The 17,323-nt window shown below is 60.1% G+C and carries 18 protein-coding genes; 8 read left to right on the forward strand and 10 right to left on the reverse strand.

Features of this window, described 5'->3' with window-relative positions:
• Positions 1 to 10: 10 nt before the first annotated feature.
• The 6 genes from D1012_RS09715 to D1012_RS09740 all read left to right on the forward strand — a co-directional run bounded on the left by D1012_RS09715 (position 11) and on the right by D1012_RS09740 (position 4,750).
• A complete protein-coding gene (locus D1012_RS09715; RefSeq protein WP_118151573.1) occupies positions 11 to 2,122 on the forward strand; it encodes a catalase in 2,112 nt (703 codons plus the stop codon).
• A 166-nt stretch (positions 2,123 to 2,288) separates the two neighbouring features.
• Positions 2,289 to 2,786 carry a YciE/YciF ferroxidase family protein gene (locus D1012_RS09720; RefSeq protein WP_118151575.1) on the forward strand — a complete coding sequence of 166 codons (498 nt, stop codon included), beginning with the start codon at positions 2,289 to 2,291 and terminating at the stop codon, positions 2,784 to 2,786.
• Between the two features lie 126 nt (positions 2,787 to 2,912).
• A complete protein-coding gene (locus D1012_RS09725) occupies positions 2,913 to 3,245 on the forward strand; it encodes a hypothetical protein (protein ID WP_233517076.1) in 333 nt (110 codons plus the stop codon).
• Positions 3,246 to 3,293: 48 nt separating this feature from the next.
• On the forward strand, positions 3,294 to 3,608 hold the full coding sequence (locus D1012_RS22410) for a hypothetical protein (protein WP_158569297.1): 315 nt from the start codon (positions 3,294 to 3,296) through the stop codon (positions 3,606 to 3,608).
• 86 nt (positions 3,609 to 3,694) lie between these two features.
• Entirely contained in the window at positions 3,695 to 3,991 is a 297-nt protein-coding gene (locus D1012_RS09735; protein WP_118151579.1) for a PRC-barrel domain-containing protein, read from the forward strand.
• 75 nt (positions 3,992 to 4,066) lie between these two features.
• The gene (locus D1012_RS09740; protein ID WP_118151581.1) at positions 4,067 to 4,750 is read left to right on the forward strand and encodes a DUF421 domain-containing protein; all 684 of its coding nucleotides are present in this window, start codon (positions 4,067 to 4,069) and stop codon (positions 4,748 to 4,750) included.
• A gap of 511 nt (positions 4,751 to 5,261) precedes the next feature.
• Here D1012_RS09740 and D1012_RS09745 read toward each other — a convergent pair.
• From D1012_RS09745 to D1012_RS09780, 8 genes are all read right to left on the reverse strand, one after another.
• Positions 5,262 to 5,549: a hypothetical protein gene (locus D1012_RS09745; RefSeq protein WP_118151583.1), complete on the reverse strand. Its 288-nt coding sequence runs from the start codon at positions 5,547 to 5,549 to the stop codon at positions 5,262 to 5,264.
• A gap of 144 nt (positions 5,550 to 5,693) precedes the next feature.
• On the reverse strand, positions 5,694 to 6,257 hold the full coding sequence (locus D1012_RS09750) for a response regulator (protein ID WP_118151585.1): 564 nt from the start codon (positions 6,255 to 6,257) through the stop codon (positions 5,694 to 5,696).
• Between the two features lie 229 nt (positions 6,258 to 6,486).
• Positions 6,487 to 7,344 carry a DMT family transporter gene (locus D1012_RS09755; protein ID WP_233517077.1) on the reverse strand — a complete coding sequence of 286 codons (858 nt, stop codon included), beginning with the start codon at positions 7,342 to 7,344 and terminating at the stop codon, positions 6,487 to 6,489.
• Between the two features lie 87 nt (positions 7,345 to 7,431).
• Positions 7,432 to 8,445 carry a TRAP transporter substrate-binding protein gene (locus tag D1012_RS09760; protein WP_118151587.1) on the reverse strand — a complete coding sequence of 338 codons (1,014 nt, stop codon included), beginning with the start codon at positions 8,443 to 8,445 and terminating at the stop codon, positions 7,432 to 7,434.
• Positions 8,446 to 8,469: 24 nt separating this feature from the next.
• On the reverse strand, positions 8,470 to 9,747 hold the full coding sequence (locus tag D1012_RS09765; protein ID WP_118151589.1) for a TRAP transporter large permease: 1,278 nt from the start codon (positions 9,745 to 9,747) through the stop codon (positions 8,470 to 8,472).
• Complete coding sequence (locus D1012_RS09770) at positions 9,744 to 10,304, reverse strand: TRAP transporter small permease (protein ID WP_118151591.1); 561 nt, start codon at positions 10,302 to 10,304, stop codon at positions 9,744 to 9,746. The genes D1012_RS09765 and D1012_RS09770 overlap by 4 nt, the downstream gene beginning before the upstream one ends.
• 1 nt (position 10,305) lies before the next feature.
• A complete protein-coding gene (locus tag D1012_RS09775) occupies positions 10,306 to 11,472 on the reverse strand; it encodes a fumarylacetoacetate hydrolase family protein (protein ID WP_118151593.1) in 1,167 nt (388 codons plus the stop codon).
• Positions 11,473 to 11,607: 135 nt separating this feature from the next.
• Complete coding sequence (locus tag D1012_RS09780) at positions 11,608 to 12,318, reverse strand: FadR/GntR family transcriptional regulator (RefSeq protein ID WP_118151595.1); 711 nt, start codon at positions 12,316 to 12,318, stop codon at positions 11,608 to 11,610.
• A gap of 94 nt (positions 12,319 to 12,412) precedes the next feature.
• Here D1012_RS09780 and denD point away from each other — a divergent pair, with 94 nt between their 5' ends.
• On the forward strand, positions 12,413 to 13,393 hold the full coding sequence (denD, locus tag D1012_RS09785) for a D-erythronate dehydrogenase (protein ID WP_118151597.1): 981 nt from the start codon (positions 12,413 to 12,415) through the stop codon (positions 13,391 to 13,393).
• 39 nt (positions 13,394 to 13,432) lie between these two features.
• On the forward strand, positions 13,433 to 15,211 hold the full coding sequence (locus D1012_RS09790; protein WP_118151599.1) for an IlvD/Edd family dehydratase: 1,779 nt from the start codon (positions 13,433 to 13,435) through the stop codon (positions 15,209 to 15,211).
• A 92-nt stretch (positions 15,212 to 15,303) separates the two neighbouring features.
• Here the strand turns inward: D1012_RS09790 and D1012_RS09795 are convergent, their stop codons facing one another.
• Together D1012_RS09795 and D1012_RS09800 are read right to left on the reverse strand one after the other, a co-directional pair.
• A complete protein-coding gene (locus tag D1012_RS09795; RefSeq protein ID WP_118151835.1) occupies positions 15,304 to 16,026 on the reverse strand; it encodes a response regulator transcription factor in 723 nt (240 codons plus the stop codon).
• Positions 16,027 to 16,037: 11 nt separating this feature from the next.
• The gene (locus tag D1012_RS09800) at positions 16,038 to 17,273 is read right to left on the reverse strand and encodes a GAF domain-containing sensor histidine kinase (protein ID WP_118151601.1); all 1,236 of its coding nucleotides are present in this window, start codon (positions 17,271 to 17,273) and stop codon (positions 16,038 to 16,040) included.
• Positions 17,274 to 17,323 lie beyond the last annotated feature (50 nt).

Consider the following 17,323-nt stretch of genomic DNA (forward strand, 5'->3'; position numbering starts at 1 on the left):
GGCAATCTCCATGTCAAAAGAGCATCCGACTGCGCCCGCCACACCGCCGGGTACCATCGAACCCTTGGTCTCTGACTACGGGGCCGGCGGCGAAATCCATCAACATGCAGCTGAAGACAGCCCACGCCTTACGACAGCGCAGGGTGTCACCATTTCCGACAACCAGAATTCGCTGCGCGCGGGCGCACCTGGACCGACCCTGCTGGAAGATTTCGTGCTGCGCGAAAAGATCTTTCACTTCGATCACGAACGTATTCCGGAACGGGTGGTTCATGCGCGTGGGTTTGGTGCACATGGCATCTTTGAGTGCACCCGCGCCATCCCCGAAATCACCCGTGCCGCCCCGTTTCAGACCGAAGGCAAAATCACCGAAACCTTTGTCCGGTTTTCAACTGTGGCGGGGTCGAAAGGCTCTTTTGATCTGGCCCGTGATGTCCGGGGTTTTGCCGTCAAGTTCTACACCGACGAAGGCAACTGGGATCTGGTCGGCAACAACATTCCGGTTTTCTTCATTCAGGATGCGATGAAGTTTCCCGATCTTGTTCATGCCGTCAAAGCCGCGCCCGACCGGGGCTTTCCGCAGGCGCAATCGGCCCATGACAATTTCTGGGATTTCATCTCGCTGACCCCTGAATCCATGCACATGATCATGTGGCAGATGTCTGACCGCACCATTCCGCGATCTTTCCGTACCATGGAAGGGTTTGGCGTTCACACCTTCCGTTTTGTGAATGCGAAGGGCGAGTCGACCTTTGTGAAATTCCACTGGAAGCCGCGTCAGGGGCTGCAATCCGTGACGTGGAATGAGGCAGTAAAAACCAACGGGGCCGATCCCGACCGGCATCGCCGCGATCTGTGGGAAGCGATCGAGCGTGGCGATTTCCCCGAATGGGATCTTGGCGTGCAGATGTTCGATCAGGCCTTTGCCGACAGTTTCGACTTTGATGTGCTGGACCCGACCAAGCTGATCCCCGAAGAGCAGGTGCCGGTCGAGATCATCGGCACGCTGACGCTGGACCGGGTGGTGGACAATTTCTTTGCCGAAACCGAACAGGTCGCGTTCTGCACCCAGAATGTGGTGCCGGGCATCGACTTTACCGATGACCCGCTGCTTCAGGGCCGCAACTTTTCGTACCTCGACACCCAGTTGAAACGTCTGGGCAGCCCCAACTTTACCAAACTGCCGGTCAATGCGCCGCGTGGCTGTCCGGTTCACAACTTTCAACAGGACGGGCACATGCAGACCGCGAACCGCAAGGGCCGCGTGAACTATGAACCGAACGGCTGGGGCGTGGGGCCGCGCGCGCATCCGCTGGAAGGCTATGTCAGCTTTGTCGACAAGACAGCGGGCGAAAAACGCCGCCTGCGCCCGGAGAGTTTCGCCGATCACTACAGTCAGGCCCGGCAGTTCTACATCAGCCAGACCCAGGTGGAAAAAGGCCACATCCGCGATGCGCTGATCTTTGAGCTGTCAAAATGCGAGGTTGCAGACATCCGCGCCCGCATCGTCGCGCATCTGCTGCGGATCGACACCGAGCTGGCAACGGCGGTCTCAACCGGTCTGGGCCTGGCGCAGATGCCCGAACCCGTCCCCGCCGCGCGGCCGACCCGGCAGGATTTGCCAGCCTCCCCTGCGCTCAGCATCCTGTTGAACGGCCCGGAGGATTTTTCCGGCCGTGTGATCGGCTTGCTGGTGTCTGACGGGGCGGATGCTGACATTCTGGCCGCATTGCGTGAGGCAGCGGAAAAGGCAGGCGTGCAGGTCAAGCTGGTAGCCCCCAGCATCGGCGGCATCACCGACAGCGCCGGCACACTGCATCCGGCACAGGAAAAAATCGGCGGCGGCCCCTCGGTGTTGTATGATGCGGTCGCGATCTTGTTCGGCAAGACGGATAAGCCCGTCGCTGCCAACCCGGACGCGCAGGACTTTTTGCGCGACGCCCATGCGCATTGTAAATTCATCGCCTTGCATCAGGCAGATGCGTTGGTGGAGGCGTCAGGGCTGAGTGCCATGCTTGATGACGGATACTTCCAGATCAAGATGCCACAAGACATCGCCCCCTTTCTGGAAAACTGCGCCTCTCTGCGGTTCTGGGCCCGCGAGCCAACGCTTGCAGGCTGAACGGGCCCGCCTGTAACGCCAACGATCCGCCGGTTCTGCCGGCGGGTCGTTCTGTTTTCCGGCTCTGATATCAGGTGGGGTCACGGGAACAAACGCACCCTCCCTCGGTTGATCAACAGGAGTTGCAAGGCAGCAATTCAAGCAGACGAAACCGATGGAGTGAGCGATGAAAACCAAGACCCTGAACGATCTCTTTCTCGAAAATCTGAAAGACATCTACTACGCAGAACGCAAGATCCTGAAGGCGCTGCCCAAGATGGCCCGAGGGGCGCAATCCGATGATCTGAAGGCTGCGTTTGAAAAACATGCCGAAGAAACCCAGACCCATGTGGAGCGTCTTCAGCAGGTGTTCGAAATCCTCGGCAAACGGGCTGTCGGCAAGACCTGCCCCGCCATTGAGGGGATCATCGAAGAAGGCGAAGAGGTTCTGGAGACCTTCAAGGGCATGCCAGCCATTGATGCGGGCCTTGTCGCTGCTGCGCAGGCTGTCGAGCATTATGAGATCGCCCGCTATGGCACTCTGAAACGCTGGGCCGAGGTTCTCGGCATGAAAGATGCAGCCAAGCTGCTGGACGCCACCCTGAAAGAGGAATCGGCGACTGACGAAGCCTTGACCGGATTGGCTGATGGCTCTGTCAATCAGGCTGCGCTCGAAGCTGCCTGAGCTTTCGAAAGCAATCCCGCTCTCTGTTCCCTTGCTTTCGACGGCAGAGGGTGGTCCCGCGCACTGCGGGGCCACCTTTATTGCGTCTGGTTTGAAATACATCTGCCCCGCAAAATGGAGACGATCATGCCGCAAACATCAGATAACCGCACAGATCCCGGCACGGCCGGTGCCGCCACAAGCCTGTCCATCGAAGCGGTCGAAGGCCGCCTTCTGGCCCAGCGCAAGGTGCTGGCGCTGATCCTTGCCCAGTTGCTGAGGCAGGATGGCGGACGCGATCTGCGTGACGCGTTGGATACTGTATCGGTCATGCAGGATCATCAGGAAGATCCCGGCGCGGTTCCTGACGGCCCGGAAATCATCGAAGGGGCAATGGCAGTGGAAATCCGCGAGATCGTGCGTGCCGCTGTGCGGGCACAGACCACGATGAACCCGGATGGGGCGAGCACGGCACAGTAGCGCCCACCGAAAGCGCAGGCCGGCTGATTTGCTGGACGGATGCAGCGAATGATTTTGTGGTTAGCTGGGGATCGGCGGAAACTTGTCCTTGTCCGCCCTGACACTTTCCCCGGATGCCATCCGGTCACGCCGATGAAGGCGGTCAGCCAGCCGTTCGGCCTCCCGGTTAGACAGGGTCAGGCCAACGAGCGCGATCCCCAGAAGACTGCCAAAAACCACCACAGCCGTCAACATTTCGACATTCATAGCGTTTCCTTTCCGTCACTCATCCTGATGGCCAAACCACCGGAAGTAGCCAATGTTCCCGGCCAATCCGCCGACCGCGATGCAGTTCAGGTCGGGGCGGAACAATTCCGCGGCTGATCTGTTGTCACGGTGAGATCGCTGCCGCGCAGGTGGCATTTCTTTACCGGGTGCATTGCAACGCACCAGCAACACAGGAGGTCGTCATGGACCACAGCAAACACACTGCAATCCCCTCGCATGAACTGAACGAAGCTCTTCTTGCCAATGCCCCGATCTACGGGGCGGATGACGAAAAGGTCGGAACGGTTTCACATGTTCACGGTCAAGGGCCAACAATGCATGTTGTGCTGGATGTCGGCGGGTTTCTCGGGATCGGCTCCAAACAGGTGCTGGTCAGCGTAGATCAGCTAAATCTGATGCGCGACGAAAATGGCAAGGTGCATGGCACGACGCCATGGACCAAAGACCAGCTGAAAGACCTGCCAGAGCATACAGACTGAGCTCACCCCGGCGCGTGACATCTTCCCCTCGCATGCGCCGGGACACCCTCACCCCTTCAAGAAATCGAGATAAGAATGGATCAGCCGGTCGTCGCCTTTGACTGGATGCGCATGTTTCTGGGGGATGCGCCGCCATTGTTTCTCGTGGAAATCGTCTTTCGCATCGGGGTGATATGGCTCTGGACCCTCGCGCTGTTGCGATGGATCGGCGGACGCAGCATCGCACAGCTGTCGCTGACCGAATTCCTGCTTGTCATCGCCTTGGGATCGGCTGTCGGCGACTCGCTGTTTTACCCGGATGTACCACTGGTGCATGCCATGTTGGTGGTGTTTGGCATTGTCTGCCTGGATAAACTGGTTGATGTCGTGATCCGCCGGTGGACCAAGGTCAAAGCGGTGATTGACGGTCAGCCCCATGAAGTCCTGCACAATGGCCAGATCCTGAATGATGGTCTGAACATTCACAGGATCGGCGCCTTCGAATTGATGGAAATGCTGCGGATGAAAGGTGTAATGAACCTTGCTTCAGTCAGCCACGCCTATATCGAACCGTCGGGCCAGCTGTCGGCCTTTCCTGCACAACAGCCGGGATTGGGTCTTCCCATCGTTCCACCGCCAGAACTGGGAACTGTCCCTCCCGGAGATGGGCAAAACTGTTGCTGCAGCTGTGGGTTGTTGCGCGACGATCCGGGCCGATGCCCCGCCTGTGGCGCCATCCGCCAGACCCCCGCAACACAGGCCAAACAATGGAATGGCTGAGAAAATCGTTCAACGTCACTGCGCACACGGGCACGCGGCCGCACTAACCTCATGAAACAGGACCAGGACCAACCGGACCACCTTCAACAATAACAAAGTGAAGCAGGAGCACACAGTGGCAGGTGAACCAACGCGGCAGATCAGCCCCACGGCAGAATGCGCAGATCAGCTTGATCGCTGCCTGCGGCGTGCGTTTGAGACCGATGTGACGGCCCCTTTGCCTGAGCATTTGCAACGGCTTATAGATGCGATGCAAAACAAGCTCCCACGTTCAGACCCGTAACCCGCGTCCTCCGACCGCCTTTCTCTGCGCCGGTGCATAGGTCGCGCGTCTGCCCGGCCTTGGTCGACCGTGTTTTCTCTGGCGACATTCGAGAGCAAGGACCAGCCGCTGCCGAGCGGGTCATTTGCGTCCAAAGCCCCCTGCCGCAGGCATCCGATCTTTTCGTCGGAGCCTCCGGCGGGAGGCTTTCGGCGCGGATGAAATCACAGGCGCGCGTACTGGTTGCAGTCAGTTCTGTGGGGGTTTACCGGTCGGGGTTGGGGATATGCTTGCGGTCCCATCCCCCAGATCGCGCCTGCGGCGTATATCCTCGGGGTCGAACTGTTCGTCTTGCCCGTTGTCGTTCGGATCTTCGTCCAAAGGGTCATTTCCTGGCAGGATATTGCCCTCTTCGTCAGCCGGGAGCGTATCATCCTGCGGCCAAGGCAGGTCATCGCGGGCCTGATCAAAAACCGGCACCTGATCGTCAGCTGGCTGGTCTGTGGTCTCAGTTGGTTTTTCTGGGTGGCTGGTCATCGGGTACTCCTATTCCTTCGGTAAGGAGTAATCCATTCCAAGGGTCAAACGTTCCCTCGGACAAGACCCCTCGCGCGTATCTGTTATGCCGAGGTCGATCAGACAGGCCAAGCTATGGTACTGACCTGCGTGCCGGTGATTTCCTCAGTTCATCAGCTCACGGCCACGCGTCTTCAGTGCTTTGTCCATCAGGACATGCAACCACTCTGCCAGCTGCGGAGTTTCACCAAGAGCCCGGTTTTCCACAAGCGCCAGCGTCAGCGTGGCCTCGACGAGCCGATCGGCGGCCAGAGAATCCTTCAGGATCAGCCGCGCCGAAAGGCGCAGCCGTGGCAGCAGGGCGATTATGCTGGCTTCGTGCAGCTTGCGGCTCAGTTGCGTGGCGGCTTCCTGCGCAACAAGAGGTTTGGGCAGCCGCGCGATATGGGCAAAACGTCGGGGAATCGCCGCAAGATCCTGCGCGGAATAAAAAACAAACGGAACTGCGGCATCCATCAATTCATCTGCCAGAGGATAAACCTTGTGGCCCCGCAAATTCAGGTCAAGCACTGCCATTTCTGCCTTGGCTGTATGGTCAAGCGCAGCGGCAACAGTGGAAAACGGTCCAAGCACATGCGCGCGTGCTGCGCGAAAGTGATCTGCCAAGTCGGCGGCAATCAGAAAATCATCCTCGACGATCATGACATTGCGGCCAGTAAGACTTTGCATCTTGTATCCGTATCGTGTCAAAAGCCCTGTGCTACATCAGGCCCGGCGGGAAGGGCCAAGCCCCCCTTCGTATGAACCCATGGCCCAAAGCTGCGACTCGGCCTGCATCTGATATAGTATCGTTCAAATCCAATTGGTTGTTTAGCCATATCTCTTACGCTTGCAACTTTCCGCCGATGCCTTGCGATTCTCCATCCATACAAAAGCTCGCCCGCTTTTCCGACGCCATTCAGCGTCGCAGAACGATCAGACCTGACGCAACGATAAGCGCCGCGCCGATCAGCATGGCCGGCGCGGGTACATCACCAAAGATCAGGAAGCCGAAAGCAGCGCCCCAGACCAGCAAGGAATATTGCAGCGGTGCGACGACAGAGGCATCGGCAAGCTTCAGCGCGCGGGTCACCAGCATATGAGCCGCCGTCGCCACCACCCCCAGCAGAAAGAGCAGCGCCAGATCGCCACCCGAACGCAGGGGCTGCCAGTCAAACGGCGCGAACACGAGCCCGGCAAGCCCCGCCGCCGCCAGCTGGAACAAGACCAGATCACGATCAGCCGTTTCGCGCAGTGACCGGCCCAGGATCATGATCCCGGCAAAGGCAGCGGTGCCCAACAATGCAAAGAATGCGCCCGGACCGGACAGTTGTAGCGATGGGGCAAGCAGGATCAGCACGCCGACAAAGCCGACGGCCACGGCCATCCACGTGCGTTTGCCGACGCGTTCACCCAACAGAAAAGGCGAGATTGCCACAACATAGATCGGCGCGGCCATCCAGAACGCCATCACATCGGCGAGGGGCATGTAATACACGGCGAAGTAAAAGCAGAACACCTCTGCCGTTGCGCATACAGCGCGCAGCGCCTGCAAGCCCGGCCGGGGCGCAGAGCGAAGACGCGCAACAACGCGGTCGCCGCGCAGGATAAGGGGTGCCATGATCAGCAAGGCCGCCAGAGAGCGGAGCAGGATCACTTGCGCCACACCATAATCGGCAACCAGCCATTTGCCGATCGCATCATTCCCGGCAAAAGCCGCCATGCCCAGCAGCATCAAAAGTGCGCCGGCCATGTTGCCGGTCAGTCCCGATTTCATTCCAAGGCCCCGTTGTCATTCAGGCACCCGAAGGCTGGTATCGGCCTCCGGGTGCCCGGTCAGTGAAAGACGCTTTCGCTGCGGCGGTTACTGGGCGGCACGCAGTTCGGTCAGGATCTGCTGAACCTGATCCACAACATCTTCCCCGATGGTCGCTTTGTGCTTTTCATAAACGACCTGCGATTTCTCCAGCATCGCCGCCTGATCTTCGGGCGAGATGGTGTTGAACTTCAAGCCAGCCTCTTCCATCTTGGCCAGTGATTTCAGGTTCAGCTCCTGAATCGCCGCGCGCTCGACATCGCGTCCGACGATGGTGCAATCGCGCAGCGCCTGCTGCTCTTCGGGCGAGTAGGTGTTGAAGATCGCCTTCGAGAACAGGAACAGGAACGGCGTATAGGCATGCCGGGTTTCGCTGATGTAAGACTGCACCTCGTAGAATTTTGAGGTGTCGATGGTCACATAGGGGTTTTCCTGTGCGTCAATCGCCTTGGTTTCCAGCGCCGAGAACACCTCGCCAAACGACATCGGCGTGGCATTGGCGCCAAAGTTCGAGAACGTGTCGAGGAAGATGTTGTTCTGCATCACCCGCACCTTCATGCCCTCGAAATCTTCCCAGGTCTCAATGGGCCGTTGAGAGTTGGACATATTGCGGAAGCCGTTTTCCCAATAGCCCAGATTGACCAGCCCGATGGCATCCAGCTTTTCGTTCAGGCTTTCGCCAAATGGCCCGTCCATCACGGCATAGGCCTCTTCCGGGCTGCGGAACAGGAAGGGCAGGTCAAAGACGCCAAGTGCGGATTCCATGCCGACGAGCGGCGAGGAGGAGGTGACAACCGCCTCTTGCAGCCCGCTGCGCACCGCTTGCGTGGCCTGCAGGTCACCGCCAAGAGCGCCGCCCCAGAAACCCTGCATCTTCATCATGCCACCGGTTTTCTCGTCCAGACAGGCCTGCATGGCCTGCATGCCCACGGCGACCGGATGATCCTCATTGATGCCGTTCGAGACACGGAATGACCGCTCGGTGAACTGCGCAAAGGCCGGGCTGGCCGCCGCGACGATGGTTGTCAGGAACAGTGCCGTTTTCAGTGCAGAGTGTTTCATAGTTTCCCTCCCAGGAATGTGTCGTCAGTAAAACCATCTTGCCGGTACGATCACGATGTTGGGGAATGCCACCAGCAACAGGATCACCAGAATCTGGGCGATGAGGAACGGCCATACCCCCCGGATGACCTTTCCAAGCGGCACCCGGCCCACGCCGCTGACCACGTTCAGCACCACGCCAACCGGCGGTGTCAGCAGGCCGATGCAGCAGTTCATGATGAACATCACCCCGAAATAGACCGGGTCGATCCCGGCCTTGGCGACGATCGGCATCAGCACCGGCGTCAGGATCAGAATTGTCGGCGTCAGATCCAGCGCGGTGCCCACCACAAGGATCAGCAGCATGATGACCAGCATCAACACGCGTGGACTCTCGATCAGTGGCTCGATGTAGCCGATGATTTCATTGGGGATGTTAGCCGCCGTGATCAGCCATGCCGAAACCAGCGCGGCGCAGACCAGAAACATGATTGCCGCCGTGGTCCGACCTGCCGCGATCAGCACGCCGGGCAAGTCTGAAATCTTGAGCTCGCGGTAGATGACCATGCCTACGAACAGCGCATAAAAAGCGGCGATCACCGCAGCTTCGGTCGGGGTAACCACACCCATCTTGATGCCGCCCAGAATGATCACCGGCATACCAAGCGCCCAGATTGCCCTGCCAGATGCGCGGCCCCGTTCGGCCCATCCGGTCCGTGGCAATGTTTCAACATTGTCGTTCCGCGCCACGATCAGCCAGGTCACGACAAGGGACAAACCCATCAGCATCCCCGGCACGATGCCCGCCATGAAAAGCTGTGAGATCGAGACGTTGGCGGCAACACCAAAGATGATGAAGGCCATGGATGGCGGGATGACCGGAGCGATAACCCCGCCCGCCGCAATCAGCCCCGCCGAACGCGGCACGTTGTAGCCCGCCTTTGCCATCATCGGAATCAGAATCGCGGCGAGCGCCGCCGTATCTGCCGCAGCTGATCCCGAAATGGAGGCCATGATGATCGCCGCAATAATCGCAACCAGACCAAGCCCGCCCCGGATATGGCCGACACAGGTGATGGCAAATTCGATGATGCGTTTGGACAATCCGCCGGCATTCATCAGCTCGCCAGCAAGGATAAAGAAGGGAATGGCCAGCAGCGTAAAGGTATCTGCGCCGATCAGCATGTTCTGCGCGATGATCTGGGTGTTGAACATGCCCATGAAGGTCATGAGCATCACGCCGCAGAAGATCAGCGCAAAGGCCACCGGCACGCCAACCGCCATCGACGCCAGAAGCGAGACGATGAACACCAAAAGGGTCATTCTCCGCGCTCCCCGGCCTTGACCGGCGGCCTTTCAGCGGTGTTGTACAGATCATCCATCTCGCCGCCAAATCCGCGGATCTCTGCCTCGGTAATGCGACCCGTGGCCAGACGGTACAGACGCTCCAGCGTGATCAGGATGATCCCTGCCCCTGTGAACAACCCGATGCCATAGACCCATGCCATCGACAGGCCCGAGACCGGCGCGCTCATCGACGCGTTGATCGGCAGCTGTTTCCAGGTGCCATGAGTCAGCACAACAGCACAGCCCAGTATCAGCATGTCTGACAGACCCATCAGCACCAGCCGCCCGCGACGCCCGAACTGCGCGACAACGGTTTCCATCCCCATGTGCTGACGATGGTGGTAAACCACGACCGCGCCGATAAAGGTCAGCCAGACAAAGGCAAAGCGTGACAACTCATCCGACAGGGGCAGTCCCGAATTCATCGTGTAGCGCATGACGACGTTTACAAACACCATCAGAGCCATGGCTGACAGCAGCAGGGCAAGCAGGATGTCCAGGAACCGGAAGAAGAACCGCGACACCCTTGTCATGTCACACCCTGTCGCCCAGACCGCGTGCGATCAGGTTCTGCATCAGCGCGCGGGTGCCAAAGGTCCATTCCGGGCAACGGTCGGTCCGGTCCACCCAGTTGACCAGTCGGCCAAGACGGGGCGAGGCGATTTCGACCCGGTCGCCGATTTCATGGGTAAAGCCCTGACCTGCGCCACGACGATCCTTCACCGGCGCAAACATGGTGCCCAGAAACAGCACCGCGCCGTCAGGATATTGATGCGAGCGGTTCAGCAGCTGACCCGCCAGATCGGTCGGGGTGCGGCTGATCGCGCCCATCAGGCTTTCGCCGGTCATCACAAAGCCGTCTTCGCCCTCGACATGCAGCGAAACCGTGCTCTGATCCAGATCGGCTTGGGTGAAGCCCGCGTCAAACAGCCGGATGAACGGGCCGATGGCGCAGGAGGCGTTGTTATCCTTGGCCTTGCCCAGAAGCAGGGCCGAACGCCCCTCCACGTCGCGCAGGTTTACGTCATTGCCCAGCGTGGCACCCAGAATGGTGCCATCCGAACGGATCACCAGCACGACCTCAGGTTCCGGGTTGTTCCATTCCGACATCGGATGGATGCCGACCAGATCGCCGCAGCCCATTGACGACATCGGCTGCGCCTTGGTGAAAATCTCGGCGTCGGGGCCGATGCCAACCTCAAGGTATTGCGACCAAAGGCCCATCTCCTGCAGCAGGGCTTTGACCTGCCGCGATTTTTCTGAACCTGCCTGAACACCGCGCAGGCTGTCGCCGATCACCGGCGCAAGCCGCGCACGGACCTCGGACGCGCGGGCAGAATCACCGCGCGCCTGTTCTTCGATCACCCGTTCCAGCATGCTGTCGGCAAAGGTAACACCCGCAGCCTTGATCGCCTGAAGGTCAACCGGGGCCAGCAGATGGCCTGCATCCCCGTTCAGAAACCCGTCAAGCGGCCCAAGATCCGGCAGGCCGAGGGTGGTGAGTGCGGCATGCAGATCGCTGCGTTCCAGCAGGCCCGACATTGTGGCCGAAACGCTGGTCAGGTCGAACACATGCCCATCCCGCAGCACAACAGGGCAAGGCCCGGCTTGCTGATCAGACCAGACCCGGCCCACAAGGGTCGCGCTTGCAGCATCGTCGGGCAACAGCCCGAAAGCCGCCAAAGCTTGCCGTGAAGTCAAATTCAGTCTCCCCCGCTTACGTCAGCGCCTCCAGCACTGAACGGTCTGATGATGTCAGACAACATGATGACTAAACTCTACTTGAGAGAACTCGGGCCTGTCCACCGAATCTTTTCAAACACCAGCCAACGGTAGTCAGAGGTAGAATTCCAGCCGCAAGGCAATGCGCTCGGCCGATCCGACCATATGCGCGCGCATTGCGGCGCGCGCCCGAACCGGATCGCGTGCCGCGATGGCATCACGCAACTCGGTGTGTTCGCGGTTCACGATGGCCACGATCTCGTCAAGACGGGTCCGCTCCCGTGATTCGACAATGGTTTGCAGAATCCGATCCGACACCGCACCCAGAAACTGCACGAAGTAATCGTTTCCCGTCGCTGCGGCGATGATCCGATGAAAATCCAGATCTGCCACGATGCCATCATCGCCGCCGGCGACGCTCATACGTTGCAGGGCCTCATCCAACTGCCGCAAATGCTCGGCCCTGTGATAGGTTGCGGCCAATCCCGCCGCTTCGATTTCCAACGGCACACGCAGCTGGAACAAGTCGCGAAAGCCGTGTGTGTCCATCTGACGGCGATCATCAAGACGGATGTGGCGGGTTGGCCGGTCAATCACAAATGCACCGACACCTTGGCGTGTCTCGATCATCCCTTCGTTGCGCAACTGGGCGATGGCTTCGCGGATCACCGTGCGACTGACGCCGAAATTCTTCGACATTGTGTTTTCGGTGGGTAGCTTGTCGCCCGGTTTCAGGTCACCTTCCTGGATCTGCCGCGCAAATTGGGCTGCGATCCGGGCAGGCAGATGTTCAGTTCGGCTGATCTGGGTGAGTGCGCCAGTCATGGTGAGCTTTCTCTCCGCTTGTAGTTTTCAGGTTATCAGACAATCATACGAACTCAAGAGGGTGGATTGTCACCCAGTATCGCGGAGGACGTACATGCACATCCTGATCACCGGCGCTTCTGGCATGCTGGGCCGCAAGGTTGTCGACCGGCTTATGCGCGACGGTCTTGGTGGGCACGAGGTTTCCGCGCTCACACTGGTTGATGTTGTCGTGCCAGAGGCGCCTGCCGGGTTCCCCGGACGTCTCGATGCCTTCAGCGCAGACCTGTCGGCATCCGGCATCGCGCAACAACTGATCGACGGCAGGCCGGACGTGATCTTTCATCTGGCCGCCATCGTCTCAGGAGAGGCGGAGGCCGATTTCGAAAAGGGCTACCGCATCAATCTGGACAGCACGCGCGATCTGTTCGACGCCATCCGTCACGCGCATGCAGCCGACGGGTATCATCCGCGTGTGGTCTTTGCCTCCTCCATCGCGGTGATGGGAGCGCCGTTGCCCTATCCTATCCCGGACGCGTTTCACACCACCCCGCTCACCAGTTATGGTACGCAAAAGGCGATCTGCGAGCTGTTGCTGGCCGACTATTCCCGTCACGGTTTCTTCGACGGCATCGGCATCCGCCTGCCCACGATCTGCATTCGCCCCGGCACGCCAAACAAGGCGGCGTCGGGCTTTTTCTCGAACATCCTGCGCGAGCCGTTGGTGGGCAAGCCCGCCATCCTGCCGGTGCCCGACAGCATCCGGCACTGGCACACCTCGCCGCGCTCTGCCGTGGGGTTCATGGTGCATGCAGCGACAATGGATTTGGGCAAACTTGGACCACACCGCAACCTGTCGATGCCGGGCCTGAGTGCTACAGTGGGTGAGCAGATCGAGGCCCTGCGCCGTGTCGCGGGGGAAAGTGCCGTCGCCCTGATCCGCCGCGAACCCGACGCCACCATCACCCGCATGTGCGAAGGCTGGGCCCCCGGTTTCGAGGCCGCCCGCGCCCGCGCCCTGGGCTTCACCGCCGAGGACAGCTTTGACCAGATCATCCGCGCCCATATCGAAGACGAACTTGAAGCGCCGCGCTAAGGCCCATCCGATGCCCGCCTATGAACACAAGGACATGCCATGACCGACCCGTCGCCCCGCCGTCTTCGTTCCCAGGACTGGTTCGACAACCCCGATCATGCCGACATGACTGCGCTGTATCTTGAGCGGTTCATGAACTATGGCACAACGCCGGAAGAGCTGCGCTCCGGGCGGCCCATCATCGGCATCGCGCAATCGGGCAGCGACCTGAACCCCTGCAACCGCCACCATTTGGATCTGGCCAAGCGGGTGCGCGACGGCATCCGCGATGCGGGGGGCATCGCTATCGAGTTCCCGTCGCATCCACTGTTTGAAAACTGCAAGCGCCCCACCGCTGCGCTGGACCGCAATCTGGCCTATCTGGGTCTGGTGGAACTGCTGTACGGCTACCCGTTTGACGGCGTTGTGCTGACCACCGGCTGCGACAAGACCACGCCTTCGGCGATCATGGCCGCCGCGACGGTCGATCTGCCCGCAATCGTGCTTTCGGGCGGCCCGATGCTGGATGGCTGGCACGAGGGGCGACTGGTCGGGTCCGGCACTGTCATCTGGCAGTCGCGCCGCAAGTTCGCGGCAGGCGAGATCACGCGCGACGAGTTCCTGCAGACAGCGCTCGATTCCGCGCCGTCGATCGGGCACTGCAACACGATGGGCACGGCCTCGACCATGAACGCCATTGCCGAAGCGCTTGGCATGTCACTCACCGGCTGTGCGGCCATTCCGGCGGCGTATCGGGAGCGGGGCCAGATTGCCTATCGCACCGGACTACGCGCGGTGGAACTGGTGCATGAGGATCTGCGCCCGTCGCAGATCCTGACACGGGCGGCATTTCTGAACGCGATCCGGGTCAATTCGGCCATTGGCGGATCGACAAATGCGCAACCGCATCTGATGGCGATGGCGCGTCATGCCGGTGCCGAACTGCACCCCGAGGATTGGCAGACTCACGGCTATGACGTGCCACTATTGGCCAATGTGCAACCAGCCGGGGCCTATCTGGGCGAACGGTTCCACCGCGCGGGCGGCGTGCCTGCGGTGATGTGGGAATTGCTTCAGGCCGGGGCGCTGGATGGCACTTGCCCCACCGTGACGGGCAAAACCATTGCGGACAATCTGGCCGGGCGCGAGGCGACCGACCGTGAGGTGATCCGTCCCTATGAAAAGCCGATGATGCAGCGGGCGGGGTTCATGGTGTTGCGGGGCAACCTGTTCGATTTCGCCATCATGAAAACCAGTGTGATCTCGGATGAGTTCCGCGCCCGCTACCTGTCTGAACCGGGACGCGAAGGGGTGTTTGAGGGCACGGCCTTTGTCTTTGACGGGTCAACGGATTACCATGCCCGCATCAATGACCCCGCGCTTGAGATCGACGAGCGCTCGATTCTGGTGATCCGGGGCGCAGGGCCGCTTGGCTGGCCCGGCTCTGCCGAAGTGGTGAACATGCAGCCGCCGGATCGCCTGATTCAGCGGGGCATCACCAGCCTGCCCACCATCGGCGACGGGCGGCAATCGGGCACGGCGGACAGCCCCTCGATCCTGAACGCCTCACCCGAAAGTGCGGCGGGCGGCGGGCTGGCATGGCTGCGCACTGGCGACAGGATCAGGATTGACCTGAATGCCGGGCGCTGTGACATGCTGGTGGACGAGGATGAGATTGCCGCCCGAACGCAAGAGGGTCTGCCGCCCGTGCCCGCCTCGGCGACGCCGTGGCAAGAAATGTACCGGGCAACGGTTACCCAGCTTGTCGATGGCGCCACCATCGAGGGGGCCGACAAATTCGTGCGGATCAGCAGCACGCTGCCAAGGCACAATCACTGACAGGCCATTTGCGCTGCACGCTGCGGCAACGCCTGTCCGATCCTGATCGCAAGGCTATGCGATGACATGGCCTTGGTGTCCTTGGGCAGCCGCTAGCTCCCCTTGAGCCAGGATTGCAGCTCTGCCTCGGCCTTCTCCAATGCGCCGTAGTTCAGCAGTTTGCGCATCATTGCAACGGTGACAGCTCTGGCCCTCAGATTGAAGGCGCCATCCTCACGGAGGGTTTCGGGAGGTTGGTGAACTTCCAGCTTGCTGTAGATCTGCTGCAAACGGTTCTGCACCGACCGTAGCGACAGATGCCTGCGCTTTGAAATTGCTCGGTCGGTCATCCCCAGCGCAATATCCATCAGGATTTCGTATTCGGATTCGCTGAAGCCCGAGGCTTGCGCAAAACTGCGCTGCTGCATGCCGCGCACCTCATTGTCGATCACACATTGATTTTCGACAAATATGCTGCGGAGTGCCAGTTTAAGCCGCTCTTCCGAGGTGGATTTCAGAACATAGCCATAGGCTGCGCCATTTGGCACGATCCGGCTGACGCCACGCACATAGGCTTCGTCGGCATAGTTTGACCAGAACAGAATGCGGGTGTCGGGACGTTCAAGCCAGATCGTGCGCGCGGCTTCGATGCCGTTGCGGGCGTTCATCTGCAAATCCATCACGATATGGGCCGTGCGATGCGCGCGCGCCAGCGTTTCGCCCTGCGCGCCGTTTTCGGCCTCAAAGATGGTGTCGCATTCCGGCAGCGCGGCACTGACCTGTTCGCGCAGATAGATCCGGTGCAACAGGTCGTCTTCGACAATCAGAACTTCCATATGGGCCGCATTCATTCCGCCACGTCCTGTCTCACTGCCGCCAACGGCAGCACAATACTGGCGCTGGTTCCGGCGCCACCAATTCCTGCAGACAAGGTGCATCGCGCCGAGATCAGCCGCGCCCGCGTCTTCATATTGTCAATTCCGCTGCCAATCCGGGTGCGCTTTTTCGCAATACCACAGCCATCATCGCTGACAGCCAGCGAAATCTGCACAGGCGTTGCCGTCAGCTGAACCGTGATGCGGCCTGCTTCGGCATGAATGACCGCATTGTTGATCGCCTCTTGCGCGATGCGATACAGCGCGACGCTGATCGCCGGTTCCAGCGCATCGAATGCCCCGTGGGACTCGTCGGTCAGCGTCCAGTCTATCCCTTGGCCCGAGTCGCGGATTGCCCGATCCAGATAATGTTCCACGGCATGGGCAAAGCCGAACAGTTGCAGCACGGACGGCTTGGCCTGTTCGATGATCTGACGCAGATCCTGCATACAGCGGTGCAGGCCGCGGATGACCGGGTCAAACGCTTCTGCCGGGGCTGGGCTGGCATGGGGAAGACGCTCCAGATGGCGGGCCAGCCGGGTTAGATCGGCCAGCGTCTGATCGTGCAGATCCATACCAATCCGCTGACGTTCGCTTTCCAGCGCCTCGGTCAGCTTCAGCGCCCCCAGCCGCAACCCTTCTTCACGCGCGCGCGCCGCAGCTTCGATGATTGCCGAATGTTGGGCCTGTTCTGCCGCACGGAGGGCATAGAAATACGGTGACAGCAGATCAGCAATATAGCGCGCGATGCGCACGTGTTCGGAATCGTAAGCCTCGGCCCGCTGCATGGAGGCACTGAAGGCCCCGATCACTTCGCCATGCACCATCATCGGCACATGAATGCGGGCGCGCAATCCGTGGTCATGGATCGGCTTGTAAAACTCCCCTGCACATTGAAACCGTGGGTCCATGCAGGCGTCTTTGGTCAGGATGTGATCAACCGTCCCCTGCAACAACTCCCGGATCGGGCTGTTGGCGATGGGCGCGTGCGGTTTCTTGCCCCAGTCGGTTTCGATCCCGCTTTCATAGGCGGTATGAAACTGTCCGTTCAGGCCCAGGATACACACATCCAGATGATCATGCGGCAATATCTGTGCAATTTCGGTCGCGACCGCCTGAATGGCAGACCGGAAATCAAGCTGCCCGGCCATCAGATGCGAGATACTGAACAGATGTTTCAGCAGAACCGCGGGAGAGGTTTCGACCATCCTGGACCCTCTGCTAAAGCAACCTCCGTCAACGAGTCATCATCGCAGAG

The organism is Pseudotabrizicola alkalilacus (genome assembly GCF_003443995.1).
Taxonomy (GTDB): Bacteria; Pseudomonadota; Alphaproteobacteria; order Rhodobacterales; family Rhodobacteraceae; genus Pseudotabrizicola; species Pseudotabrizicola alkalilacus.